19 protein-coding genes and 1 pseudogene are annotated in these 25,491 nt (G+C 38.1%); 3 read left to right on the forward strand and 17 right to left on the reverse strand.

Annotated elements, in window-relative coordinates:
* Nucleotides 1–16: 16 nt before the first annotated feature.
* A pseudogene (locus tag NSQ94_RS10275) lies at nt 17–2,128 on the reverse strand (RNA degradosome polyphosphate kinase).
* Between the two features lie 33 nt (nt 2,129–2,161).
* Nucleotides 2,162–3,694 carry an exopolyphosphatase gene (gene ppx, locus NSQ94_RS10280; protein WP_066246661.1) on the reverse strand — a complete coding sequence of 511 codons (1,533 nt, stop codon included), beginning with the start codon at nt 3,692–3,694 and terminating at the stop codon, nt 2,162–2,164.
* A 513-nt stretch (nt 3,695–4,207) separates the two neighbouring features.
* On the opposite strand from ppx, the gene mmgD reads away from it, so the two are divergent.
* The 3 genes from mmgD to prpB all read left to right on the forward strand — a co-directional run bounded on the left by mmgD (nt 4,208) and on the right by prpB (nt 8,099).
* A complete protein-coding gene (gene mmgD, locus NSQ94_RS10285) occupies nt 4,208–5,317 on the forward strand; it encodes a citrate synthase (protein WP_063389557.1) in 1,110 nt (369 codons plus the stop codon).
* A gap of 24 nt (nt 5,318–5,341) precedes the next feature.
* Nucleotides 5,342–6,790, forward strand: a complete 1,449-nt coding sequence (locus tag NSQ94_RS10290; protein WP_066246660.1) for a bifunctional 2-methylcitrate dehydratase/aconitate hydratase — start codon at nt 5,342–5,344, stop codon at nt 6,788–6,790.
* Between the two features lie 403 nt (nt 6,791–7,193).
* On the forward strand, nt 7,194–8,099 hold the full coding sequence (gene prpB, locus NSQ94_RS10295; protein WP_066246659.1) for a methylisocitrate lyase: 906 nt from the start codon (nt 7,194–7,196) through the stop codon (nt 8,097–8,099).
* 84 nt (nt 8,100–8,183) lie between these two features.
* On the opposite strand, the gene NSQ94_RS10300 is transcribed toward prpB, so the two are convergent.
* The 15 genes from NSQ94_RS10300 to NSQ94_RS10370 all read right to left on the reverse strand — a co-directional run bounded on the left by NSQ94_RS10300 (nt 8,184) and on the right by NSQ94_RS10370 (nt 24,998).
* Nucleotides 8,184–9,056, reverse strand: a complete 873-nt coding sequence (locus NSQ94_RS10300; protein ID WP_066246656.1) for a hypothetical protein — start codon at nt 9,054–9,056, stop codon at nt 8,184–8,186.
* Complete coding sequence (locus NSQ94_RS10305) at nt 9,028–9,603, reverse strand: RNA polymerase sigma factor (RefSeq protein ID WP_063389561.1); 576 nt, start codon at nt 9,601–9,603, stop codon at nt 9,028–9,030. The genes NSQ94_RS10300 and NSQ94_RS10305 overlap by 29 nt, the downstream gene beginning before the upstream one ends.
* A gap of 371 nt (nt 9,604–9,974) precedes the next feature.
* On the reverse strand, nt 9,975–10,628 hold the full coding sequence (locus tag NSQ94_RS10310; RefSeq protein ID WP_063389562.1) for an MOSC domain-containing protein: 654 nt from the start codon (nt 10,626–10,628) through the stop codon (nt 9,975–9,977).
* 266 nt (nt 10,629–10,894) lie between these two features.
* Nucleotides 10,895–11,815 carry a hypothetical protein gene (locus NSQ94_RS10315; RefSeq protein WP_339229009.1) on the reverse strand — a complete coding sequence of 307 codons (921 nt, stop codon included), beginning with the start codon at nt 11,813–11,815 and terminating at the stop codon, nt 10,895–10,897.
* 202 nt (nt 11,816–12,017) lie between these two features.
* Entirely contained in the window at nt 12,018–12,434 is a 417-nt protein-coding gene (locus NSQ94_RS10320) for a MarR family transcriptional regulator (RefSeq protein WP_082829330.1), read from the reverse strand.
* 79 nt (nt 12,435–12,513) lie between these two features.
* Nucleotides 12,514–14,196, reverse strand: coding sequence for a DHA2 family efflux MFS transporter permease subunit (locus NSQ94_RS10325; RefSeq protein ID WP_339229011.1), 1,683 nt, complete (start codon nt 14,194–14,196; stop codon nt 12,514–12,516).
* A gap of 35 nt (nt 14,197–14,231) precedes the next feature.
* Nucleotides 14,232–14,876, reverse strand: a complete 645-nt coding sequence (locus tag NSQ94_RS10330; protein ID WP_063389565.1) for an HlyD family efflux transporter periplasmic adaptor subunit — start codon at nt 14,874–14,876, stop codon at nt 14,232–14,234.
* Between the two features lie 426 nt (nt 14,877–15,302).
* Entirely contained in the window at nt 15,303–16,142 is an 840-nt protein-coding gene (locus NSQ94_RS10335; RefSeq protein ID WP_339229013.1) for a PP2C family protein-serine/threonine phosphatase, read from the reverse strand.
* On the reverse strand, nt 16,142–16,459 hold the full coding sequence (locus NSQ94_RS10340) for an STAS domain-containing protein (protein ID WP_066246649.1): 318 nt from the start codon (nt 16,457–16,459) through the stop codon (nt 16,142–16,144). Before NSQ94_RS10340 ends, NSQ94_RS10335 begins: the two co-directional genes overlap by 1 nt.
* A gap of 53 nt (nt 16,460–16,512) precedes the next feature.
* On the reverse strand, nt 16,513–18,132 hold the full coding sequence (locus NSQ94_RS10345; RefSeq protein ID WP_063389568.1) for a methyl-accepting chemotaxis protein: 1,620 nt from the start codon (nt 18,130–18,132) through the stop codon (nt 16,513–16,515).
* A gap of 53 nt (nt 18,133–18,185) precedes the next feature.
* Nucleotides 18,186–20,285 carry an HD domain-containing phosphohydrolase gene (locus tag NSQ94_RS10350; protein WP_339229016.1) on the reverse strand — a complete coding sequence of 700 codons (2,100 nt, stop codon included), beginning with the start codon at nt 20,283–20,285 and terminating at the stop codon, nt 18,186–18,188.
* Between the two features lie 135 nt (nt 20,286–20,420).
* Nucleotides 20,421–21,152 carry a LytTR family DNA-binding domain-containing protein gene (locus NSQ94_RS10355; protein WP_063389570.1) on the reverse strand — a complete coding sequence of 244 codons (732 nt, stop codon included), beginning with the start codon at nt 21,150–21,152 and terminating at the stop codon, nt 20,421–20,423.
* Between the two features lie 601 nt (nt 21,153–21,753).
* Complete coding sequence (locus NSQ94_RS10360) at nt 21,754–22,071, reverse strand: STAS domain-containing protein (RefSeq protein WP_063389572.1); 318 nt, start codon at nt 22,069–22,071, stop codon at nt 21,754–21,756.
* Between the two features lie 98 nt (nt 22,072–22,169).
* On the reverse strand, nt 22,170–24,209 hold the full coding sequence (locus NSQ94_RS10365) for a FapA family protein (RefSeq protein ID WP_339229018.1): 2,040 nt from the start codon (nt 24,207–24,209) through the stop codon (nt 22,170–22,172).
* Nucleotides 24,210–24,269: 60 nt separating this feature from the next.
* Nucleotides 24,270–24,998, reverse strand: a complete 729-nt coding sequence (locus NSQ94_RS10370; protein WP_066246638.1) for an EAL domain-containing protein — start codon at nt 24,996–24,998, stop codon at nt 24,270–24,272.
* Nucleotides 24,999–25,491: the final 493 nt, after the last annotated feature.

Consider the following 25,491-nt stretch of genomic DNA (forward strand, 5'->3'; position numbering starts at 1 on the left):
AAACTTGCGCTGCCGATCAGTCAGCGTCATGGTAGCGAACCACTTCTTCATAAAAAATTTTTTGCGAGTTAATGACTGGCTCGTTTTCCGACCGTTCAACATAATGATAATCGCCGTTTGCATCCTGAAAACGCGCTTTGACGTTGTCCTTTAGTTGTATGTCCAAGATGTTTTTCAAACGCTCTTTTAAACGGACATCATAAATCGGAAAAAGAATTTCAACACGTTTAATCATGTTTCTTGTCATCCAGTCAGCAGAGGATAAGAAAATTTTCTCCTCCCCAAAATGGTGAAAGTAAAAAATACGGCTATGCTCCAAAAAGCGGCCGACGATGCTTCGCACTTGAATGTTTTCGCTCACGCCTTTTATTTGCGGTCGCAAACAGCAAATTCCCCTTACGATCAAGTCAATTTTGACTCCAGCCTGCGAAGCTTCATAAAGCTTCATGATGATCGTTTTATCTGTTAAAGAATTCATTTTGGCAATAATCCGGCCTTTGCCGCTTTTCTGGTGCCATTCGATTTCTTGATTGATGAGTTTGATAAAGGTCTCCCGCATATCATATGGCGATACAGAAAAATGATTCCAATCCGGTTTTTCCGCATAACCGCTCAAATAATTAAAAAAGTTGGTTGCATCGATCCCAAATGTTTCTTCGCTTGTAAAAAAGCCGATATCCGTATACAGTTTCGCCGTGACGTCATTGTAATTTCCCGTGCTCAGATGAACGAAGCGTTGAATTTTACCCGTTCCTTCTTCCTGCCGGACGACAAGGGTAATTTTGCTGTGCGTTTTTAAATGGTGAAAGCCGTAAATAACGTGAACTCCGTGCTATTCAAGCATTTTTGCCCAATGGATGTTGTTCTCTTCATCAAATCTTGCCTTTAATTCAACTAAAACCGTCACCTGCTTCCCGTTTTCCGCCGCTTTTGCCAATGCTTGAACGATCGGCGAATTTCCGCTTACACGATACAGCGTCTGCTTGATTGCCAACACTTGAGGGTCATCCGCTGCACTTTCAATAAATTCAACAACAGGCTGAAAGGACTCGTACGGATGGTGTAATAATAAGTCCCGTTTTAATATAGCTTCGAACAAATTTCCGTTCGGCAAGTCGAGCGGGGGTGGTGGAATGAACGAATCATGAACAAGGTGCTCAAAATCGGTCAGCAAATGGGTATAAAATGGAAATAAAAACGTTAAATCGATCGGGCCGTCCACTTCATAAACATCCATTTTTTGAATTTCCAGCACATCCATTAAATAATTTAAAACACGTTCATCTATCGTTCCTTTTTGAATTTCAAGCCTGACCGCCGCACCCCACTTCCGCTTTTTCAGCTCCTTCTCAATCACTTCCAGCAAATCCCGCGCCCCTTCTTCATCAATGGTCAAATCTGCATTCCTCGTAATGCGAAACGGTGAGACCGAAATGATGTTGTAACCGAGAAACAGTTTGTAAATAAAACTGCTGATCAAATCCTCAAGAAATACAAACTGCCTCTTTCCATCTTGATTCGGCACTTCAATGAATCGAGGCAAAACAGCAGGAACTTGAACGATCGCAAAAAAAGGGTTTTTCCGCTCTTTTTTCTTATATTGAAGCAATACGGCCAAGTTCAACGATTTATTTAAAAGCATTGGAAACGGTCTGTACGCATCGATCGCAAGAGGCGTCAAAACCGGGAAAATTTGCTCATCAAACTTTTGTTCCAAAAAGCGGAATTGTTCGCCAGTTAATTCATTAAGCTTGAGAAATTCAATCCCTTCCTCTTTTAATTCCCCCTGTACATATTCATTAAATATTGCATATTGGCGTTTGACCAATGTGTGGCATTTCGCCGAAATGGCGTTAAGCTGCTGCTTTGGCGTCATGCCGGCTTTATTTTCCGGTAAATTAAAACCAGCTTTTTCTTGATCTTTTAAACCAGCAACCCTCACCATGAAGAACTCATCTAAGTTCGAGCTGAATATAGCTAAAAACTTCATCCGCTCAAGCAAAGGATTTTCAAAGTCAATGGCCTCTTGCATGACACGCTCATTAAATGCAAGCCAGCTTAATTCCCGGTTATTATAAAATTCTGGACGGCTTATATCTGGAATCAATTGTTCTTTCTTATCTTGCATAATTTCGCCCACCTTTTACCTTTCGTAAGTCCATTAGACGAGTGTAAATGATAATTCGACTTGGCAGTTAAAAGCGCGTTCCATATGCTTTTTTTGCTTATTTGCTTCCTGCTCTTCAAAAGTATAATCACTGTTGCTGGCTAAAGATATTTCCATCTTTTCCCCCTCCTTTTTGTTCACCTCCAGCTCGGAAATGATGCAACGGTGTGTCGTGTTGAGGGAATAAAGGAATTTCAAAATCGCGCCTAATCGCTCCAGCGATAAAATTTCTTCTTCCGTTAATAATGATTTGTAAGGAGAGATATATTTCATCAAAGTTTTTTTGGACTTAAAGGAAGCGACGCATGCGAGTTTCAACCGCATTTTATGACTGATTCCGTCAAGCGATCGATTTGTCAAAATATAAAACGTATGCTGACTGCTTGAATGATGATCGATAAATTCCCCGAATTGAACCAGCTTTGTGCTTTTAAACAAAATTTCTTTTTCCTCTTGAGTAAAAGATATAATTTTCTTTGCCTCACATTCACTGACAAATACGTAAGCAAGACGAAGGAGAAATGATGTATTCTTCAAGTTGATTTTATAATCACTTGCCAGCTTGGAAAATGTTTCGTCCGCTACTTGAGAAAAAGACCGGACGTTTAAGTTGGAAAACACCTCCTCAAAAAAGACCCCTTCCCTTAAGCCTTTGCTGCTCATTGTAAAAAATGGAGCTGATACGATTTCCGTCAGCGTATAAATTGCTTCAATTGCAGGAATGATGATATCCGCGCGTTCCTTCGACAGTCCATCTAATTTTTGACGCTCCGAGACAGTCATTCCGATCAGCCATTGATTTATTTTTTTAATTTCATTCGGTTCCATTTCATATTGATGAATACCAAATAACGGGTAATTGGTTTTATTTTGATGAAGCCGTATTAGATTTCTGGCGCTGCCGCCTATCCCGATTACCGGAACATTTTTGTTTTTAAGCCATTTTTGCGAAGAAAATTCATTTCGCAAAAACACTGTCAGCTCTTTCATTTCCGATTCTTTCGGTTCGCTGTTGGCAATAAACCTTTTCTTTAATGTGAGGGCCCCAAACGGAAAACTGTATGAATGGACGAGCTCCCGATTTTTAAAATACGCAACTTCCGTGCTTGCTCCGCCTATATCAATGGTTATGCCTTCAGTTAAATATACGGAATGTATAACAGCTAAGTAGCCGTAATAGGCTTCTTCTTGGCCGGAAAGGACGCGAAAATCGAAATTCGTCTCTCTTTTTATAGCCTCTAAGACCATTTTCCGGTTTTTGGCAGATCTAATAGCTGCCGTTGCAACCCCTTTCGTTTCTGCCACTTGATGAAATTGAACGATTGGAACAAATTTTTTTAAAGAATCGATGACAACCTCGATCCCCTCGTTGGACAAATTTCCTTCGGCGTCAATATACGTAGCTAAACGGGCATTGATCTTAAAATTGTAAAGCTCTTTATATTGTCCATTTTGATCAATATGAAAAATAACGAGGCGAATGGAGTTCGATCCTAAATCTATTATGCCGATTTTTTTCTCTGTCATTTTTCCCATCCTTTTATGAAATCCAATGAAGAAAGTATGTTATTTTTACTTATATCGTACTATTTTTCCAGTCTATTTAAAAGATTTGAATAGATATAAATAAGCAGTCAACATCCAAAAGACATTAAAACCGCAAAGCCTCCGATTGCTGGAAGATGGCTTCCATTTTTAAAGTCAGTTCTTCAAATGAATTTTGTGAAAGCTGTCGTTTTACAAAAACGAAAATTCCGAAGATTCATTTTCTTTTTTTTAAAAATGTGCTATATTTGTTCCAGAAGTAAAAAAATGGTTTCCTAACCATTTAAGCTTCGACAAGTAGAGGCGGTCAATTATAGCAAGATCGCTTTGAGATTTGGGAGAAATGAATAGGCTTTAAGAAATGAACAATGTTATTGTCTCAGCAATTGCCCAATAACAAAATTTGTGAAAGCGATCGATCATCCCGATATTCATTTTTCCCTGTTTGCATCAAAAGTAAAGCGTTTTCGAAAACTTTTGAAGGAGGTATATTTGATGGAGTTTAGACCAGGATTAGAAAACGTAGTGGCAGCTGAGACAACGATTTCGTTTCTCGATGTAGAAAATGAAGAAATTGTCATTCGAGGATACGATTTAATTGAACTTGCCGAAACAAAATCATATGTCGAGGTTGCGTTTTTGCTGCTTGAAGGCAAGCTTCCGTCTGAACAAGAAAGAGCTAGATTTGAAAACGAGCTTCTAGCGAAAAGAGAGCTTCCAGACGTGCTTTACGACGTATTTTCCAAACTGCCGAAGACAACTCATCCAATGGACGCCCTGAGAACAGGCATTTCCATTTTAGCAGGATTTGACCCGCTCATTGATGACAGATCTGAACAGGCCAATAAAACGAAATCTATCAATCTTCTAGGACAGATGCCATCCATTCTTGCCAGCAGTTATCATCTACTCAATCAACAAGAAGTCATTCCACCAGATGAAAATCTCTCCTACAGTGCAAATTTTTTATATATGATTACAGGAAAAAAACCAACTGAACTTGAAACGAAAATATTCGACCGCTCGCTCATCGCTTATATCGAACATGAAATGCCAAACTCTACATTTGCCGCCCGCGTCATATCGTCTACACATGCAGATTTGTATGGCGCTCTCGCCGGCGCGGTTTCCTCTTTGAAAGGACACCTGCATGGCGGAGCCAATGAAGCGGTGATGTATTTAATTGAAGAAGCAGGTACAAAGGAAAATTTTGAACGATTGATTAAACAAAAATTAGCAAATAAAGAGCGGATCATGGGATTTGGCCATCGCGTCTATATGAAAAAAATGGATCCAAGAGCATTGCTTATGAAAAAAGCATTGCAGCAGCTGTCCGAACAACGGGGCGATTTTCGATTGCTTGAAATATGCGAAGCCGGGGAAACCATTATGAGAGAGGAAAAAGGATTGTATCCGAACCTCGATTATTATGCGGCTCCTGTCTATTACATGCTTGGCATTCCGATTGATTTATATACTCCTATTTTCTTCAGCGCTCGAACAGCAGGCCTGTGCGCCCATGTGATCGAACAGCATAATAACAACCGTTTGTTCCGTCCGCGCGTGAAATATACAGGAAAACGCTCTTTGAAAGTACAACAGTAATGGATAGCTTAGGAGGTTGTAAAAATGGCAGAAGTACTAGTAAAAAATAATGAAAATCGACAAACAGACAAGCTGCTTGAAGAAATTGCCGATTATGTTCTAAATAAAGAAATTCAAAGTAAAGAAGCGTTTGAAACCGCCCGCTATGTGTTGTTAGACACGCTGGGCTGCGGCATACTTGCTCTTCGCTACCCTGAATGCACAAAGCTTTTAGGCCCGATCGTTCCGGGGACGGTTGTTCCAAACGGGTGCCGCGTCCCTGGCACTTCATATGTATTAGACCCCGTGCACGGTGCATTTAACATCGGCTGCATGATTCGCTGGCTCGATTATAATGACACTTGGCTTGCAGCGGAATGGGGTCACCCTTCTGATAACTTGGGGGGAATTTTAGCTGCGGCCGACTACATAAGCCGAACGAATGTGGCAGAAGGGAAAAAGCCGCTCAATATGAGGACAGTTCTTGAAGCGATCATAAAAGCCCACGAAATTCAAGGGGTGCTGGCACTTGAAAACAGCCTGAACAGAGTCGGGCTTGACCACGTGCTGTTCGTAAAGGTTGCTTCAACTGCTGTCGTTACGAAGCTTCTTGGCGGCGGAAAAGATGAAATCATCAACGCCCTTTCCAATGCCTGGATTGACAATTCAAGTCTTCGGACATATCGACATGCTCCAAATACTGGTTCTCGCAAGTCGTGGGCGGCTGGCGATGCAACAAGCCGCGCTGTACGTCTTGCATTTATGGCCATAAAAGGTGAAATGGGATATCCTTCTGCCCTATCGGCTCCGAACTGGGGATTTGAAGACGTGCTGTTCCGAGGACAGAAACTGAAGCTCGCCCGTCCTTTGGAATCATATGTAATCGAGAATATTTTATTTAAAATATCATATCCAGCAGAGTTTCATGGGCAAACAGCTGCTGAATGCGCCATTGAGCTTCATCCTGAAGTAAAAGATCGCCTTGATGAGATCGAAGAAATCACGATCACGACGCATGAATCAGCCATTCGCATCATCGACAAAACGGGACCTCTTCTCAACCCGGCTGATCGTGATCATTGCCTTCAATATATTACTGCCATCGGTCTTATTTATGGCGATTTAACAGCGGATCATTACGAAGATGAAATCGCACAAGACCCGAGAATCGATGCGCTTCGTGAAAAAATGACAGTTGTGGAAAATAAACAGTTCAGCAAAGATTATCTCGATCCGGACAAACGGTCAATTGCCAACGCAGTTCAAATACGGTTTAAAGACGGAACGGAAACGCGCCAAGTTGTGCGGGAATATCCAATCGGCCACAGATTCCGCCGTCAAGAAGGTCTGCCTAAGCTGATCCAAAAATATGAAAACAATTTGGCAACACGGTTCCCAAACAAGCAGCTCAAGCAAATCTTAGACGTTTCGCTTGACCAGAACGTGCTGGAAGAGACGTTTGTACATGAGTTTGTAAACTTATTTGTTATATAAATCCGGGGCAGATCACACGTTGTTTTGCATCAGATGCATGTTACTTTGGCGCAATTTCATTGTTTGGCAAGAAAAAACATGTTATAAACCTTGTAAGAACATTTGAGATAACTATATCGAGCTGGTGTGGCAATCGGCCACACCGAAAAATGTTCTGTAAAGCGAAAATTTTTTGGGCAGTCAAAAAGAACGAAAGAATCGATTTTGTACCAAATGACGGAAGTTAACAGACAAAAGATCAGGGTACAAAACAGACCGTAAGCGAAGCGTGGATACAGGGCGGCACCCTCGAGTAGACTTGACGAGGGCAGCGCTCGTTTAATGAAAAACGCGGCTTGCCTCTAGAAACGTAATTAATGGTTCTGTAAAGCTAAGATGAAATGACAGAAAAGAAGGTGATTCCATGGTTTGGATCGTTGAAAAAGAATCGACACAAGAGGAGTTGGCCGATCGGTTTCGAACGTTAATGAACGCACCGGAAATCCTTCAAATTCCTGGAGCCCATGATGGAATGGCTGCACTTATAGCGAGAAAAGCAGGATTTCAAGCGCTTTATTTGTCAGGCGCCGCCTATACCGCGAGCCAAGGGCTTCCTGACTTGGGCATCGTCTCGTCAGAAGAGGTTGCCCGCCGGGCGCGGGAAATCGTGCGGGCGGCTGATCTGCCGCTTCTCGTTGACATTGATACCGGTTTCGGCGGTGTTTTGAATGCCGCCCGAACAGCTAAAGAAATGGCAGAAGCACGAGTAGCTGCTGTCCAAATCGAAGATCAAGATCTTCCGAAAAAATGCGGACATTTAAACGGCAAAAAGCTTGTGTCTGTAGAGGAGATGATGCAAAAAATTAAAGCTATTAAACAGGCAGCGCCGACTCTTGTCGTTGTTGCCAGAACGGATGCCTATGCAGTTGAAGGAATTGAAAGCGCCATTGAACGCGCCAAAAGATATGTTGAAGCGGGAGCAGACGCTATTTTTCCTGAGGCTCTTTCAACAAAAGAAGACTTTTTAAAGGTGAGCCGGGCAATTTCAGCTCCTCTTCTCGCAAACATGACAGAGTTTGGAAAAACTCCTTACTATACAGCAGAAGAATTTTCGGAACTCGGCTATTCAATGGTGATTTATCCTGTTTCATCTCTTCGCGCCGCCGCTAAAGCGTATGAACGCCTATTCCAAACCATTAAATCGTCTGGAACTCAAAAAAGCGAGCTCGAGAATATGCAAACTCGCAAGGAACTTTATGAAGTGATTCATTACGATGATTTCGAAGCGCTCGACCAAACGATTGCAAAAACAGTATTGCCTGAAGATTAACCATCCACGGGGTTTGCCCCGTGGATGAAAAAGTATTTACCGGAAAAAATAGTAGCTGCTCACATTTCTGATTCATAAAACTTTTTAATCCCACAATCCTTTTTTCGTGTCCTTCCATTCCCATTGCTCCAAAATCGTTGTTGTTCTTGAACCCCATCCTTCCAATGCTTCATTAGCAAACTCTCTCTGTATATAAAAGTACTGTCTGTTATGCTCGCTTAAATAAATCTCGCCCGTTCTCGTCTGCTCTACATTTTCATAATGAAAGGAACGGAGAGACCAATCAGGTATATTTCTTTTCTCTTCTTCTTCCGCTGATAAAACTTTATAAGAAACATTTCCCAGCAATTCATCTGTAATGTAATTTTCCGCCTCTCCTAAAGATGTCCCTTTTGGAAAAAACATGACATCAACTTCCCCATATTTTTCATTCACCGCTATCAGCTTTGCTCCGATCAAATTTTTTTCTTCAATATATTCTGCCTGCCAACGATCCGGAATATATGTGGTAAAAGGTAGTTGCTTTATGTTTACGAGGTGATACAGCTCCTTTTCTTCCATTCCTTCCAATGAAATTGTCATTTCGATCGATTCAGGTCGGTTGATATCTCCTTTTTCTTCTTCCTTTTCTGCATTTTGAGATTGTTGGGGAGACATTAGTATGCTTTGTTGATCTGAATGCTGGCCGCCTTCTTTCGTCTCATTTGTTTGAAAAGGAGGAAAAATCATTAGAAGGATGCATACAGCTGCTGCGGCCGCAAATGAGAATACAAGCTGAAGCTTGCTAGCGGCTTTTTTCCTTCTCTCTTTATTTCTAGCTAATTCAATTCCGGCTAAAGCTTTTTGAAAACTTTTTTCTTTAAATTCATCTGTCGGTTCTATATAAAAGTGATGAAAAAGCTGTTTTATTGACTCTTCACGCTTTTCGCTATTCGGCGGTACGAGTTGTTTTTTCATGATCATTCACCTCGCTTTTTAAATGGGCTGACAATTTCTTTTTAGCCCTTGTTTGCAGCGATTTAACCGCCATAACCGTTTTCGACATTACCTTGGCTGTTTCTTTTATAGACATTCCTTCAAAAAATCTTAAATAAAGGACCGTCTTTTCATCCGGGGACAATTTTTCCATACTGGCCATGATCTGTTCTCTGAGCGAATATTCCAGAATATTTTGTTCTACTAAATGTTTATCCTGTTTATGCCCTAAGTCCTCGGGGCTTAAATAGACTGTGTTATTTTCTTTTTTATACTTGCGATGGTAATCGATAACAACCCGCCTTCCAATTGTAAACAGCCAAGTTTTAAAGCTTGATCTTCCTTGAAAGTTCGCTAAATGAACCGCCATTTTATACATGACATCTTGAGCAATTTCTTCTGACCGATGATAATCCCCCGTCTGCATATATGCATAGCGGAGCACTTGGCCAATGTAGCGGTCATGAAGCTCACGGAAGGCTGAATCGTCCCCCTCTAAAGCCTTTTGAACCAAATCTTCATCTCGCATGCCGAGGTGCACCTCTCTTTCTCGTACAATCAATTAGACGAAATGCTGGAGAAAAAGTATCGAATCATCAGATTCTAGTTGCAGAAATAGATTGGAGGAATTCCCATTTTCTCACAAAAAGCAAGAACTCAAATTTTGGAGCTTTTTAGATGGCAAAGTTTTGTAAAATAAGCCAACGATCTGCCCTGCATCAGTGGATCGTTGGCTTATTATATGGGAAGTAGCTGAAATGTAAGACGCTTTCTCCACAGAAGCTCAACCTTTGAAAATAGTAATCTAAAAACAACGATCATTGAAATTTTAATGATCTCTCTTGCATTTCTAATTTATATACAAGCCGATTTTCCAACCCCTTCTTTTGGTAGATGTTCCTAAATGGATTGTAAGCGTTTCATCAATGAATCCCGAAAGCTTTCCGATAGTTCGTCCACACGAAGAATTTGTTCAATTCCTTCTTTATTTGTTTTATCATGAAACATGATTTGATTCGCAAAAGAAACCGTTATGTTTAGCGGATGTTTTTCAATGAGCTGCAAGCTTGATTGTGTCTCCACCCAGCCTTCTTTCAGCACCCGAAAATAAAAACCGGTATAACCAGTATTTTGAACACGAAGCGGCAAGTCATTCACCCTGTGCTTTTTGGCAATCTTATGGCATGGCTGCCGAGGCTGGCTAACTTGCACAACCGCTTCCCCTAATTGGAACGTATCCCCGATGCAAACTTCTGTTTCCAACAAGCCTTTTACTGTCAAATTTTCACCAAATGCCACCACATCCAGCTTTCTTTCAAGCTCATGCTCCCAATAGGCATAATGATCATACGGATAAACGCATACCGCTTTATCTCTACCGCCATGATGAACAAGATCTGCCTGACCATCGCCTGAAAAATTAAGAAATGACAAAAAAACCGGTCCATCAACAGGCTGCTTTTGAATTCCAGTGACGAATTCTTTGCCGTTATATATGAAATTTTTCGGTTTTCCTACATTTATAGAAATAATTTCATAAGTTTTTGCTTCCATTTTGATCAACTCCATTAATTCTTTAAGATCTTCCAACTTCGTTTGGGAGCAGCAATAGATTATCGTTAAGCGGCAAGTCTGCAGTTTGTATGATTTTCAAAAAATCATACAGGATAAAAAAATCTATTCCAGTGCTGTAACCTCCTAAAATGGTTAAAAAGCTGAATTGGGAACAACAAAACAAAAACTAGCATAGTTTATAGTGAGCTTTTTTATTGTCTACTAGATAGATTGATGCGCTCTTTTTGAAGAAACTTCCATTTTGTCTATTTTTTATTCATAATAAACTCGTTGATGAGACGCTTCACTTTTTCAGCAGATTGTTGAAATAACTCTTTTTCCTTTTGTTCGATTTCCCATTCAAGGATGCTTTGGATGCCTGTATGATTCACTGCTAGAGGTACACCTAAACTAATGCCAGAAACGTCGTATTCTCCGTTTAATACCGCAGAACCGATTGCTGTCGACGTTTTTGGTTGAAGCAGCTGATCAATCAGCCTTTCCATACCGACGGCAGACGTCCACCCGGTTGTTCGGTTTATGCCTAGGTCATTGAAGTTTCGAAACCAATTTGTCAGCTTTTCTTTAACTTGAATTTTCTGATCTTCTGATAAAAGCAGCGGCTTATAGTTTACTTTGACTTGGCTGAAAAGCGGAACTTGTGTTTCTCCGTGCTCACCTATAACAGGGCTTGATACTTTATCATTCTCGTGTAGCTTTAGAACTCGGCGAAGCGCCCATTCAAACCTGTAGGAGTCATTCATGGTGTATCCGATTAATTTTTTCTTATCAAATTGAAACGTATGGACTAAATAGTAATTCAGCACATCGACTGGATTGGAAGCGGTGATAATCAAAGCGTTTGGGGCATGTTCTGCGACGGCTTCTCCGATTTGACGAAACAATTGCAAGTTTCCTTCTAAAAACTCATCTCTAGAAGAAATATCGGTTCGGTTTGGGATGCCTGCCGTAATGATGACGATATTAGAGTGCTTTAAATCGTGAAAAGTCCCTTTATAAATTGTTTTGGACGGATAAGCATTTTCCATATCCATTAAATGATTGAGCAGCAGCTTTTCATTTTGATCGATGAGACAAATTTCATCGATCGCTTTTTTCCCTGCTAATTTGAAAGCGATGGCGGCTCCAAGAGTTCCTGCTCCGCCAATGATCGTAATTTTGCACATTTTCTTTTCCCCCTTTGCAGCCGTTAAAATTCCTCTCCACATCAAACAGGCAGCATGACCCGTTTTGACATTGAATACACAAATTTCCCCGTCTTGTCAATGGATCATCTCTGAAAAAGTGCACCGTTTTAAAACAAGCTCGTCTCTTTTTGACTAAAATCACAAAGTCAGGCACTACTGATTTTGAAGACCACGGACGATATTATGGTATTTTCCGCAAAAGTCGAATTAAATCTTGAATTTCTTCTTCTGTAAATGCGTTGAATTTGGAACGCATATATTGAATCAAGTCCTGTTGAACCGCTATGATGGTTTCTTCTCCTTTTTTTGTTAAAGAGATTTGGACAATTCTGCGGTCTTTCTTTGATCTATTCCGTTCGATGTAGCCTTTTTCGATTAGCTGATCAGTAATTCCTGTGAGGAAACTGGGAGATATATCAGATTCTTGGGAAATGGTAGATAGTTTTTGAGGGCCGTTTTTCAGCAAAAACTTCATAATAAAAAATTCATTTCTTGACAAGCCATATTTTTTTCCCATTGTATAAAAATTTCGCAAATCACGAAAAATCCTTATAAATTCGTTCTCTAATTCCGTCATGGAGGAGGATGTCGGATTCATAATATTACTTTCCCTTCCTTTCACATATATAAAGGGTGTCCTCTGCCGGACATCCCCGTTTCATTCATTATATCTTTGTTTATAACTCTTGGGAAGATGCTTCGGTTTTAACTTTTGCTGTTTCGAACGAGCTTTCCTGGAGCGTTTTCTTTGGTGTTTTTAAGAAAAAGGAAAGAACTAACGCTATGAATGCCAAAACGGTCGCAATGTAAAATGCATCGTTGATCCCTTCGATGGTTGATTGCTGCAATGCCTGCCCTAACAGTGCCTGAGCACCAATAGTTTGACCAGCATGTGCAGTAAGTCCGGCTGATTGAGCCATACTGCTGCCAAGTGCTTGTAGCTGATTCATCAACATCGGATCAGTTTTTGAAACAAGTTTCGTATAATCTGATAAATGATTTGTTGATTGCTGTGTCATAACCGTTACTAATAATGCGGTTCCAATAGATCCAGCCACTTGGCGTATCGTATTCGACATGGCTGTACCGTGGGAAATCATCTTTAATGGCAGCTGATTCATACCGGCAGTCATGATCGGCATCATGATCAATGACATTCCGAAAGACCGCAGCATATATATTCCTAATAAGGTTGTGTAGGGCGTATCGGCCGTCAGCTGCGTGAATTCATATGTTCCATATGTTGTAATGGCCAAACCGACAATTGCTAATCCTCTTACACCATATCGATCGAAAATTTTTCCTGCTATCGGCCCCATTAATCCCATGATCATTGCTCCTGGAAGCAATAATAAACCCGATTCAATCGGTGTAAAACCGCGAATATTTTGTAAATAAATCGGGAGAAGCAGCATTCCTCCAAATAATGCCATAGTAACAATCGAGTTGATAATTAATGTGAACGTAAAGAGGTTGTACTTAAATACTCTTAGTTCAAGCAGAGGTTTTTCCACATTCAATTGTCTTACGGCAAAGAAAATTAAAAAAACAACACCGACCATTAAGCTGATGATAACTGCCGCGCTTGACCATCCTTTGCTTCCAGCCTCGCTAAACCCGTATAAAATGCCGCCGAATCCAATACTTGAATAAACAATCCCTTGGATATCAAACGTCGGGCGAGTTAATTCTTTTTCTAAACGGAACCAAATAAAGGCGAAAAAGATATCAATTAAACCGATCAAAGCCATCGCGTAGAACAAAAAATGCCAATCATAATTTTGCACAACCCATCCTGAGAGTGTCGGACCAATTGCAGGAGCCAGAATCATGGCAATCCCCATCGTCCCCATGGCTGTTCCTCTTTTTTCAGGAGGAAAAACAGTCAAAAAAATGTTCATGCCAAGCGGCATTAAAATTCCTGCACCAATCGCTTGAATAATTCTGCCAATCATCACCAATGGAAATGTTGCTGATACGGCACAAACGAGCGATCCAATTGTAAACGAGATCATCGCTGTAATAAACAGCTTGCGAAAACCGAAATTTTCAACTAAAAATGCGCTGATCGGTATTAAAATTCCGTTTGCAAGCATAAAGCCTGTCATCAGCCATTGTGCTGTTGTCGCATTGACATTTAAATCCGTCATCATGACCGGAAGCGCTACATTTAAAATTGTTTGGTTCAAAATCGCAATGAACATCCCAAACATTAAAACGAACAGCACTTTTCCAACCGGCACTTCCTTATCAAGTGCTTCCTCTTTTTTTGTATGCCAGTTTTTCTTTCTGACAAGGAAAACATTCATGACGATCAGCACAATCAGAGTGAAAAACGTATAACTGATGATAAACGGCATGCTTCCACCTCCTTCAGTTTATATGGTTAAATCATTTATTTATGGATGCGTACTTTTGCATTCATTCCCGGCATAATTCCTAGCCCTTTTGCATCCGCAATAGATATTTTCACAGGAATCACCTGTGTTACTTTCGTATAGTTTGCGTCCGCATTTTCACTTGGAAGCAATGAGAAGACGCTAGCTGTTGCTTTTCCGATTTGCTCTACTTTTCCCGAAAGTTTAGACTCGCTGTACCCGTCGATGTAAATATCAACATCTTGACCAACTTTTACATCCCCAATAATGGTTTCTTTAATATTGGCAGTGATCCATAAATGATCGAAATCATATGCATATGCCAAAGGGGTACCAGCTGCCACAAATGAATTTTCTACCGCATTTGTTTGGACAATCGTTCCGGACTGGGGCATTTGAATGCTGACAGGTTCATCCTCCCCAGGTACGGCTAATTTTCCAATGACTTTATCTTTCTGAAATTGTGCTCCAACCTTTCCATCAAATTTTGTCAAGACGCCGGAAGCAGGGGCGGCGATCACTAATTGCTGTCCGTCCACTTTTGCGTAATCTGTTTTAATATAGTTGACCGACTCATTGTAATAATAGAATCCGGCAAAACCTCCTAAAACCAAAACAACGAGAACAACAATATTTAATATGACCAACTTTTTCACATTCATTTTTTATCCCCCTTACAAAAAAAATATTCATTAAATAAATATTTCATTTTGTGAAATATTTATAAACTGCATTATTTATCATATGACAATCGTTTATCCGAGTCAATGTTTTTCGTGTACCGAAATATATATATAAAAATGACCCAGACAGTACAATGGACTGTTTGGGTCATTTTGTCCAAAAAGCATAATCATGTTCCATTCGATTTTTGATAAAAAGCTGCTGAAAACATTCATGAAAGTCCAAGACAAACGAACGAAATCTCAAAAAGAAAACGGTTTAAATAAATCACATTGTAAAAATGCTGCATGAATAGGAAAAGAGCAGCTATGATAAAAGCGATTCCCAGCCCAAGATTTATTTTTCCAACTAGTGTAAAATTTTTTATTTCAATTCCTCCAAACAATCACGTTTTCAAATAAACGTTACATGACAGGCGAATTTAAACTTGAAATATCGACTTTTTGTTTCCCTACTTTTAAGAATACCATAGTCATATCATCTTTTTGCGGAACGCCTTCTGTAAATTTATGGATCGATTCCAGCACTTTTTTTTCAATCTCCCCAGCATTTTTATCCTGATTTTGTTTTAACGTTTCGATCAGCCGTGCCAATGTAGATTGCTCGCCGCGTTTATTCTGCGCCTCAATGATTCCGTCTGTATAAAAGAAAATTGAATCATGTTCAAATAATTGGATCGATTCTTCATGGTAAATTTGATTAGGAAGACCACCAATCATAATCCCTTTCACTTTTGGAAGCTCATGTACCGCATCGCCTCTTATAAACAGCGGAAGATGATGGCCGGCATTTGCATATGTAAACGTTCCCGACAGCGGATCCCAATCGGCACAGAAAACGGTAACAAAAGATTTTAACTTTCTCAAATCATTGTATAACGCTTTGTTCATTGCAGTCAGCGTCTTTCCGGGGCTTTGCGTGCTTTCAGCGGCTGTCCGAAAGGCGCCGCGCGTTAAGATCATGAGCATCGCAGCAGGAATCCCTTTTCCCATCACATCCCCAATAACGATGCGCACTTTTCCGTTGACAAGCGGATAAAAGTCGTAATAATTCCCGCCAATTAATCGGGCAGGTATAGAATAGCCAAATACCTCTCCCCCTTCGATCGATGGAGCATCCCCGTTCAATAACGTTGTTTGTATCGTCCGTGCCAAGTTTATTTCCCTTTGCAGCAATTGTTCCTTTCTCTTAACATCTTCTATCGTATAGGAAGATTGCTGATACGTTAAAAAGTCTCTTTGCATCAAACAACCTCCCCTTGAATCGATTTTAAAATTTCGTATAATCCAACTGTTTCAAATAAATGGTTTGTGAAATCATTCATACCTTTAAAAACTAATTTAATGTTTTTTTCTTGAGATAAATAAATTAAATCGATGATTTCACCAATGCCGGATGAATCAATGAATTCCAAATAGCTAAAATCAATCGTCAATACTTGAAAATTGCCGATTTCATTAAAATGACCATGAAACACATGAGCCGTTGAAATATCTAAAACTCCTTTAATGTATAATGTGAGGTTTTGTTCTTGAATTTCCTTTTGAACCGTAAGACCCATACATACCCTCCTTGGCAGAAAAACTGAGCAATTCATTTTCACCTTTATGTGTTTCATGATTCTTGAACTTTAAATTTATTTATTTTATTTTCTAAATCCTTTGAAAGGTTGTCTAATTGAATAATAATTTCATTCAATTGCTGTATCGCATCAAAAGAAGATAAATTCATTTCCGTAACTTTTTTGACATTTTGTTTCATCAAATCATTCAGTCTTATGAGTTGATGACTTGATTGAATAATAAAATTAGAGACATGATGGAATTCAAAATGATTCGCTTCTTTTAGTTTTTCCAGTTGTTGATTGATATTTTCATAGTTTTGTCGTATTTCTTTCACCTCTAATTCTATTTCGTGAAAAATTTCCCGCGATTCCTTTGTCATGGTTGTTGAAACTTCGTCCATGACATGAAAGTAAGAGTGCACTGTCTCTGATAAAACGTTTGAAACGAGCCTTAATGTTTCAATATCGTTTTTAATATCGACAATTAATTGGCTGATGCGGTCAGTCATTTCATTTAAATGGGCAGCAATATCACCGAATTCATTTTTCTGATCGACATGAATTTCTTCGGTCAAATCGCCTGCTGCAATTTTATTAATATAACGGTGAATAGTAGGGATCGGTGTTAAATACTTTTTCGTAATGACCTGCAAAACGAAAAATATAATGACAAAGGCAGCAACAAATGACAGGACAAACAAAAAAATGATATTATGAAAAAACTTTGTGCCAGCGCTTAAGTCGGTGACAATCGTAATAACCCTGTCATTTGGAATTGGCAGATAATATTTTCGATAGTTTTCCCCCAGTTTCACTGACTCCATTTGATTTTCTTTCAGAACTTTTTGAATATAAAAATGATCTTTTTCATGCTTATATGAATTTTTTCCATATAATATCGGCGCATCTCTTTCCGGTTCAATAATATCTCGATTTTCGCTCCGAAGCAGTACATTGGCATTTATAACCGCAATTTCTTCGATTTCACTTTCTTTAAATTTTAAAATGGAATGAATAAGCGCTTCAGGATCCGAATGCTTCGTTGCATGATAAATTTCAGAATCAAGAATATACGGATTAATCATAAATTCAGTTGTTCCGTCATAATAATAGGCATATTTAAAATATTTGTTTTCCCAGTCTGATTTAGAGATCGGACCAACCCAATAATGTTCTTGATAATAACCTTTCCCTACTGTTACAGGCTTACCTGACATCAGTTGTTGAAAAGCATCATACCAATACCCCCACTCTTTTGTGCTTAAACCAATTTCATTGGGGTCTGAAGATTGGGCAATGATTATATCATCATTTCTTCTTACCAATAAAGAAATATTGTACACATCATATTTATTGCGCAATGCAATTAAATCTTGCTGAGTCACTTCCTCGATCGTTTTCCCGCGCAATTCTTTTGCAATCTCTTTTGAAATTAAATGCAGCTTTTCGTCAATTAAACGTTCAACCGTTTTTTTGGAATTTTCGCTGATTTCAATCGCGCTTTTTAAAATGTTTGCTGTTCGTAACACATCATTTCTATGAAAATGATCAAATTCTTTCTCCATCTGCCTGACAAAAATAAAGATGAAAATAGAACAAATAATAATCGGAATAAGCGCAATCATTGTAATAATTTGACCAATGATCGTTTTATTCTTTAAGAAATTCATCCGCATTCACTCCGAACGAAAGGATCAAGTACTTGATTGCAAAATGATCTTTATCATAATGGAATGTTTTTTCTTCTCTCTATGAGTCGATCCTTTAAATCTACTTCTAAAATAATCGTCGTTCCTTCTGTACTTGTATATATTGAAATTTTATCCATCATTTTTAACATAATGCTGAAACCGTGCCCAAATGACCGTTTGCTGGAATAACCTTCTAACAATATTGATTTCGGCAGTTCGCTTAATTTGATGCCATTTCCTTTATCTTCTACAATCACTTTTAACCAATCATGGTTCAAATAAACTTTCATTTTTCCTTCAACCGCATGCTTTAATACATTTGTTACAGCTTCAGAAATAGATAAGAGCACATTATATCTTTTCTTTTCTGAAATATGCCGATCTTTTAACAACTGGTCAATAAATGTTCTACATGCCGCAACATCATTTTTTTCAGAAACAGGAAATTCTGCAATTTTCTCACCTTGATTAAAGCTTTTTAATTCTTCCCGTTCAATCAGAGTCAATTTTCCTTGTGTGACGGCGTATAAACAATCACGGTAAATTGTACGTATCCTCAATTCTTGTTTTCTCTCATATTCTCGTAAATGACTTACATCAAACAATAGACATAATATTTTCTTTTCCAAACAGATCCAATGAACGTTATACATTTTCCGACTTGGAACATCTTCAATAAATTCATGTGCATATCCATTTTGAATAGGATGATTCGTAATCAGGCTTTTGATTTGTTGTTCACAAGGAATCTGAACTTTTTCGCCATTTATATGATAGAAACTGCCATTTTGATAAAATACAGCTTGTACAACAGCAAAATCTTTCAGAAGCTTCGAGCCTTTATATTTTATATCGTGAAAGTGCTGCTGATTTTGAGCCTGAATCAATCCCGGATGATGATCTTTGCCTGCCTTTTTGAAATCAGCTATTTTTAAAACAATTTCTACTAATTTTGGATCAAGTTTTGTATTCTTTAAATTTTGAAAAGCTTTCTTTTGATTGATAATTCCAGAAGAATGCATCAATTTGTCATACTCATTTGCCGCAGCAATAATGCGGGCTCCCAATGGAATTTCTTCTCCTTTTTTTCCATCCGGATAGCCTTTTCCATCCCATTGTTCGTGATGAAAACGGACATACTGGGCAGCTTTTTCGATTCCCGATATTGCTGAAACCATCTTTGCCCCTAACTCGGAATGTTGTTTATAAAGCTTTTCTTCTTCAAGCGTAAGAGCCCCTCGCTTCTGAAAAATTTCATGCTCCATTTGTATTTTTCCAATATCATGCAACAAGGCAGCGTAATGAACAGCATCAACATGTTTGGGGCTTAACTTTAACTCTTCTGCGATGCGGCGTGCTAAATCTCCTACCCTTTTAGAATGCCCCTTCGGCAAATGAACTTTTTGTTCCATATACTGTGTAATATTTTCTAAGGTGGTCAAATGGTTTTTTCTATGACGAACTAGTACTTGAGCAATGGATCGAGCGAATAGAAAAACAGCGACGGCAAAGATCGTTTCAAACCAAAATGGAAAAGGCTGTTGATCGTAATCAATAGCAGCAAGCCGAAATCCTAAAATAAATGTCACAGCAAATGCTAGCAATGTATCATACATCTCTGTTTTCAAAACATCCGAAAAATTTTGAGAGAAAACGAGACTCTTATAGCTCACTGTAATGGCAAAAAAGATGAAAAAATATATAAACGTTGTGCATGCAAATGCGAAAACGGAGGTTATATATGTAAAAACGCCGAGTTTGCCAAAAAAATACTCAAATACAAATCCTGATAAAAAAACAGCAACCGCACATTGACTAGCCTGAAATAACCAAGAAATAAAGCTTAATTTGCTATTGTAAAATAAGAATAAAGAAGCGATGAAAACAACAATCACAGCTTCCGAAATTCCCATTTGAACAAGAACCACAATGTTAAAAATGCTTGAACAAGAAAGCTTCTTACCATTGCGGAGTTCGATAGGAAATATTTCTAATATCCCTGCAAGAATCGCTATTAAAATGGCAAATGGTATATGAGTTTTCTCTAAACTCCATAATTGTATTAGAATAATGGGCAGGCCAAAGCCGATGACAATAAGCATGAACCCTTTCTCTTTCAACAAGATCGGCATGTATGATACACCTTTCTTTTAAAAACTCGGGTCAGACATATTTTACGAATTGAATGAAAAATCCCCGAATAATTTTTAAAGCTTTTTCAATATAAAAAAGAAAAAATCCATTTTAAAACTTCTCCCTTGCAAATATCATGCCCTTAACAATCCGTGCACCTCTTGTATTTTCAATTTCGAAATGTAGGCAACTTTATCGCTTCCAGAAAAATGGGCGGCATACGTTTCGCCTTGTGGTTCAATTTTTATGATCTTTTTCAAATTAACAATATAGGAACGATGAGTTTTATAGAAATTACAAGGCAATTTCCCTTCTATTTCTTGCAGGGATTCGTTTGTTTCGTGTTGATGTTCTGCAGTATGAAACACCGTTTTTCTTCCGTTCTTCTCAATAAAAAGAATGTCGTCTGATGAGATGTAATGAAAGGTTTGATTCGATTTAATCGAAAGCTTTTTAATCTCTTTAAATGGATGCTTGTTTAATAATTTTTTCTCTATTTCAATCGCTTTTTTCGCCTTTTCAAGCGCCGTAAATAATCGAGTCCGTTCAATTGGCTTTACGATATAATCTGTAGCAGACAGATTAAATGCCTCAACAGCAAATTCATCATACCCAGTTGTAAAGATGACTTGCAAGGACGGATGTATTTCTTTACATATTTTCATAGCTTCCATTCCGTTAATTTTCGGCATATCGACATCAACTAAAACAATATCAGGAATTTTCTTCATAAATCGTTGAATTAATTCTTCTCCGTCAGCTGCCTCACAGACGATTTCATATTGGGGGAACAATTGAATAAAATGGGATAAAATCAGTCTTGAAGGGTGATCATCATCTGCAATAATCAGTTTGTATTTCTCCATAAATCTCCACCTCGTTGCTCTAGTTTGCGTGCCGTCTTTTTGAGTTTATTGTGTATTCTGCATGGATGATGATGTTCCTTTTCAAAAGGAAAGCATGAATTGCGGATGAAACCGGCATCTTTCCTTGTTGGATGTCTCCATGATGCAGACAGCGTCTTCGATGTTTATCCATGTACATAAAATGCTGAAAAGCCGTTTTGCTTTATGAATTTCACATAAATATTTTCATAAAATAAGTTTTTTCATTATAATCAAATTTTGTCGCCGAAAAGATGCTTGCAAGCTGCGAAAAAGTTGAAATGCGTCGATTCTGAAAGGATCGTTCTGCAATTCAAATCTTTTCCCGATATAAAACCGCCGGGATGCCAATTTTAAATAAAAATTATTTTAACAGAAACATTATAGAAAAAATTTGATTTTTCCCCGGGCTCCCAACTCAGTCTCAACAATCTGTAAAATACACAAAATGCTAATATTAGTATTTTTTTACATATCAAAAGGTAGAAATCGGCTGTTTTGCTGATTTCTACCAATACTGCATTGTCTACATGATGTTTTCTGCTTCTAAAATAGCTCTCATCCCACTTCATTATCGTAATACCTATACAAATACATTTTCTCCTAAAATTTTATCTAATTGGAGCATATCAAATACATCTTTCACTAAAGGTTGAACGTTTTTTATTTTCACTTGAACATCCAACCCATTCTTTTTGACTGTCTCGATTAAATTTAATAACAGTCCAATCCCGGTGGAATCAACGAAAGGAACTTCTTGAAAATCAAACTCAATATTTGTATAGGTTTGCAGAGCCGGAATAATTTCTGTTTCCATTAATTCCGCGACTTCAATATCTAAATCTCCGACAAACCGGACGTATGCTTTTTCGTTCAATTGATCGAGGCTATAAGAAAACATACAAAAATTCTTCCTTTCTAAATCATGCCTGTTCGTTTTGCTGAAAAATCTTTTAATAAACGGCACGTCCTTTTCAAACGTCAATTGTTTTTATGTCGCTAAAATACAAGATTTCCATTTTTATCTAATTTCGCTATTATGTTTCTTTTCCCTTCATGAAACACATGCTTCATTTTTCCTATTTCGATGATTGTCCCTTCATTGGCATGATCAATGATAATTTTCCCATTGCTTGGCACGCTGATTTTTGTCATAACCCCGTTTTCTGAACCGCTCTCTCTCACCATGACCTCTTTTTCGGAAAATATTTCCCCACCTCTGAGGACATTTTTTATGGCGATCGTTCCACCAGCATACACTTTGCTGTTAAAACAGCCTTGTCCAGTTATAAAAATGTCCCCTCGGGAATAAATGGTGCTATTTTGAGCATACTTTAGTTTGACAAAACAGTGATCATCCTGTTCATTTTTTTGCCGCTCTAACAGTTCAGTTATTTTTTGCATGAGCTGATTGATTTTTTCGATCGTATGGTATTCATTTACTGCAGGTGAAAGGAAACATAGTCTTAACTGTTCGCTAATTGTTAGCCATTCCAGCTCTAAAATATGACTCCCATTATTGCAGGTCGCAATATATTGCTTTACAAGCGTAAGCAAATTATTGAACTTTTTTTCAAGCAAAATTTTTATTAACGGCTGTAATCCTTTTGATGAATAGTCTGACATTTTATATGCAGGGAGCTTAATGACTTGATAAATGGATTTGATCAATTGATCCATTTGTTCTTGAATGCTTGTTAATAATCGAATGAGCTCGGATGAATAAATATTTTGTTTTCCTGCTGAGATTGTGCTTTTAATAAAGCTTCCATGAACGACAATGGCATTTTTCGATGAAATTGTAGCTCCATATACATTTTTTTGAATCAAAATGTTTCCATCCGCCTCTACAACCATTCCCTCTTCCACATTGCCAAGAACGTCCAGATCACCCTTAAAACGAATGTTTCCTGATAATAAATTCACATCATGAGAATGTACAAGTTTTGGCAATATAGATACTCTGACGATTAATCCCCTTTGTTCAATGAGAGGACGCCCCGTTTCTGTAGCTAAAATTTTTTTACCTTGCTCGATAAGAGCGATTCCCTTTCCCGGCTGAATCGTAAGCGGATATGTCGGTTTAGGTGGTAAAGGTTCGTTCGTAACCGTAATTCCAGGTATTCCAGGGACAGGAGGATGTACAATAGCAATGACCTGTCCTTTTTCAACTGAAGGGAACTCCTGTTTTTCACGAAAATCGACGGTTCCGTCTTCTTTTTCTTTCACTTTTGCTCCTTTATTTAAATCAACGAGAAGCTCGATTTTTCCATTTTCCCCTTCTTTTGGTTTCATGCCAGATGCAATTGTAAATTTTCCTGGCCGGTCCGTATGAATTGCTTTAATAATCTCATTATGGTTAAATCCATGAATAACTCGCAGCTCTTCTAGTTTTTTTAAAATTTGATTGTAATCAACTGCTGGAATCGTTTCAACAATTTCTTCTCCTTCTAATACAATATGCTCACTAGGTTCGATATCTTTCACTTTATACGTTTTTCGATACCCTGGTTCTATTTGTAAAAAAACATGCAGCTTGTCAGAGTCGATCGTAATATCCCATTTACCTTCCGTTACAACTTCATCCGTTTGAATTTTATACTCATCCATTTCTGTTACGATGGTTGTTCCGGTAATGAGTTGACCATTTTTATACAACTTTATTCCTTTTCCAACAGTAACGGTCGGGTATTTATTTGAAGCTGGCTGGCAATATAATTTTCCATCTTTTATCCACACTTTACCTTCTAATGAATTTTCTTTTATTGGTTCAGAGCTTGCAAATGATTCGATTTCTAACGAATCAATGATCTGTTCTAAGGGATCCTGTTTTATAGAGCTTTGCTTAGAAGATGTTTCCTGATCATCCAGCTTTGTTAATCTGACGATCGCCTGTTTAGAACCAATTTTCCAAAATCCTTTGCCGCCTTTTTCGATGATTTCAATCGAAACTTTCTCCTTATCAGTCCCTAAAATACTCAAACCTAGTTCGATCGCTTCCTGTATGTTTTTTCCTTTCGCTAAAACTGACTGATTCATTTGCATCTACCTCTCCATATAAAATTCAGGAGAAACATGTTCATTCATCTGTCGGAGTGCTTATCGAAAAATATCTTCAATGGTGTGGACGGCTGATTTTTCTGGTTTTCCTAATAAATTTCCTTGGCCAACAGGAACTTTTAACAATTTTGCCTTAGCTAAGTCCATCTCCTTTTCGATTCCTTCCAAGATAATAGTGATTTGTTGTTTTGCATATTGCACTAAAAGCGAGACAATGTGCTGTTTTTCTTTAGAACGATATAATTCTTTAGTAAAATGCCGATCAAGTTTAATATAGCTTGCTGAAAAATCAACAATTTGTTGTAAAACAGCCGTTCCATTTCCAACGCCATATAATGCTACATCAAAACCGTTTTTCTTTAACATGTTTATTTTATCTTTTAAATCTGGCAAGTCCCATATATGCTTTTCACTTGGTGTATGATTTATTTGAAATACAACTTTTTCTTGTATTTGAGGATATTGTTTCAATAACCGCTCGACAAATTTTTCGAATTGATGATGAATGAGTGTGGAAGGGAAAAGATTGACGAATATTAATGAATCATCCAAACGTTCAATCGGAAAACACGTAATCGCATTTAATATCGCCTTTATGTTCAGTTCATAAAGACATCCTTTTCCCCGTGCCAGTTCATATATTTTTTCTATGTCCATTTGGCCATCTGGAAAGGTTAAAAATGCCTCATATCCAAATACATTCCAATTATTTAAATCCCAAATCGGTTGATAAACTGATTCCATTTTATTGGCTGCACTGTTTCTCATCTTTTCCCTCCCTTGCCATGTTTTATGATATTTTTGTTCTATGTTCAATGTAACTGTATTCCAACTTATTGTCTAACCAGCCTCCAGCATGAGAGGAACGTATTTTGACTTAAGAAAAATGATAGAGGACAGAATATGTCAAAAATCCGACATTTTACGACTTTTTTATTCAAACTTACAAATATTGCCCAAATAGTTCTTTTGAACTAAAAACAATAGCAAAAAAGACCTATGACTAAATAATCATACTAAAATTATTTCATTTTTTTAGCAGAAGTTTGAATCCAGAAGGAAAAGCTTCAGAATCGTCATTGTCTTGTATTCATGATTTTGTAACTAGGAAATTGTATTTATGAAAAAAAGAAGCTGCTATGATTAGCAAGCCTCCTGTTCAAGTATGAAATTCTTCTGCTTTTTCGACATTGCCGGCAAGTTTGACGTGTTCGTCTAATAAAGTTTTTTATAATTCTCATTTCCTGTATTTCCACAAAAT

Origin of the sequence: Aeribacillus sp. FSL K6-2833 (genome assembly GCF_037965815.1) — a bacterium.
Classification (GTDB): Bacteria; Bacillota; Bacilli; order Bacillales; family Aeribacillaceae; genus Aeribacillus; species Aeribacillus composti.

Coding starts and splice junctions, on each gene's coding strand:
- NSQ94_RS10350 (WP_339229016.1), bottom strand. CDS start 20,285: ATGCCGATCTTGTTGAAAGAGAAAGGGTTCATGCTTATTGTCATCGGC.
- NSQ94_RS10330 (WP_063389565.1), bottom strand. CDS start 14,876: ATGAATGTGAAAAAGTTGGTCATATTAAATATTGTTGTTCTCGTTGTT.
- NSQ94_RS10345 (WP_063389568.1), bottom strand. CDS start 18,132: ATGAATTTCTTAAAGAATAAAACGATCATTGGTCAAATTATTACAATG.
- NSQ94_RS10370 (WP_066246638.1), bottom strand. CDS start 24,998: ATGAGAAACAGTGCAGCCAATAAAATGGAATCAGTTTATCAACCGATT.
- NSQ94_RS10335 (WP_339229013.1), bottom strand. CDS start 16,142: ATGCAAAGAGACTTTTTAACGTATCAGCAATCTTCCTATACGATAGAA.
- NSQ94_RS10360 (WP_063389572.1), bottom strand. CDS start 22,071: ATGTTTTCTTATAGCCTCGATCAATTGAACGAAAAAGCATACGTCCGG.
- NSQ94_RS10325 (WP_339229011.1), bottom strand. CDS start 14,196: ATGCCGTTTATCATCAGTTATACGTTTTTCACTCTGATTGTGCTGATC.
- NSQ94_RS10340 (WP_066246649.1), bottom strand. CDS start 16,459: ATGGGTCTTACGGTTCAAAAGGAAATTCAAGAACAAAACCTCACATTA.
- NSQ94_RS10355 (WP_063389570.1), bottom strand. CDS start 21,152: ATGGAGAAATACAAACTGATTATTGCAGATGATGATCACCCTTCAAGA.
- NSQ94_RS10315 (WP_339229009.1), bottom strand. CDS start 11,815: ATGTGCAAAATTACGATCATTGGCGGAGCAGGAACTCTTGGAGCCGCC.
- NSQ94_RS10320 (WP_082829330.1), bottom strand. CDS start 12,434: ATGAATCCGACATCCTCCTCCATGACGGAATTAGAGAACGAATTTATA.
- mmgD (WP_063389557.1), top strand. CDS start 4,208: ATGGAGTTTAGACCAGGATTAGAAAACGTAGTGGCAGCTGAGACAACG.
- NSQ94_RS10365 (WP_339229018.1), bottom strand. CDS start 24,209: ATGAATCAGTCAGTTTTAGCGAAAGGAAAAAACATACAGGAAGCGATC.
- prpB (WP_066246659.1), top strand. CDS start 7,194: ATGGTTTGGATCGTTGAAAAAGAATCGACACAAGAGGAGTTGGCCGAT.
- NSQ94_RS10290 (WP_066246660.1), top strand. CDS start 5,342: ATGGCAGAAGTACTAGTAAAAAATAATGAAAATCGACAAACAGACAAG.
- ppx (WP_066246661.1), bottom strand. CDS start 3,694: ATGACAGAGAAAAAAATCGGCATAATAGATTTAGGATCGAACTCCATT.
- NSQ94_RS10310 (WP_063389562.1), bottom strand. CDS start 10,628: ATGGAAGCAAAAACTTATGAAATTATTTCTATAAATGTAGGAAAACCG.
- NSQ94_RS10305 (WP_063389561.1), bottom strand. CDS start 9,603: ATGCGAGATGAAGATTTGGTTCAAAAGGCTTTAGAGGGGGACGATTCA.
- NSQ94_RS10300 (WP_066246656.1), bottom strand. CDS start 9,056: ATGAAAAAACAACTCGTACCGCCGAATAGCGAAAAGCGTGAAGAGTCA.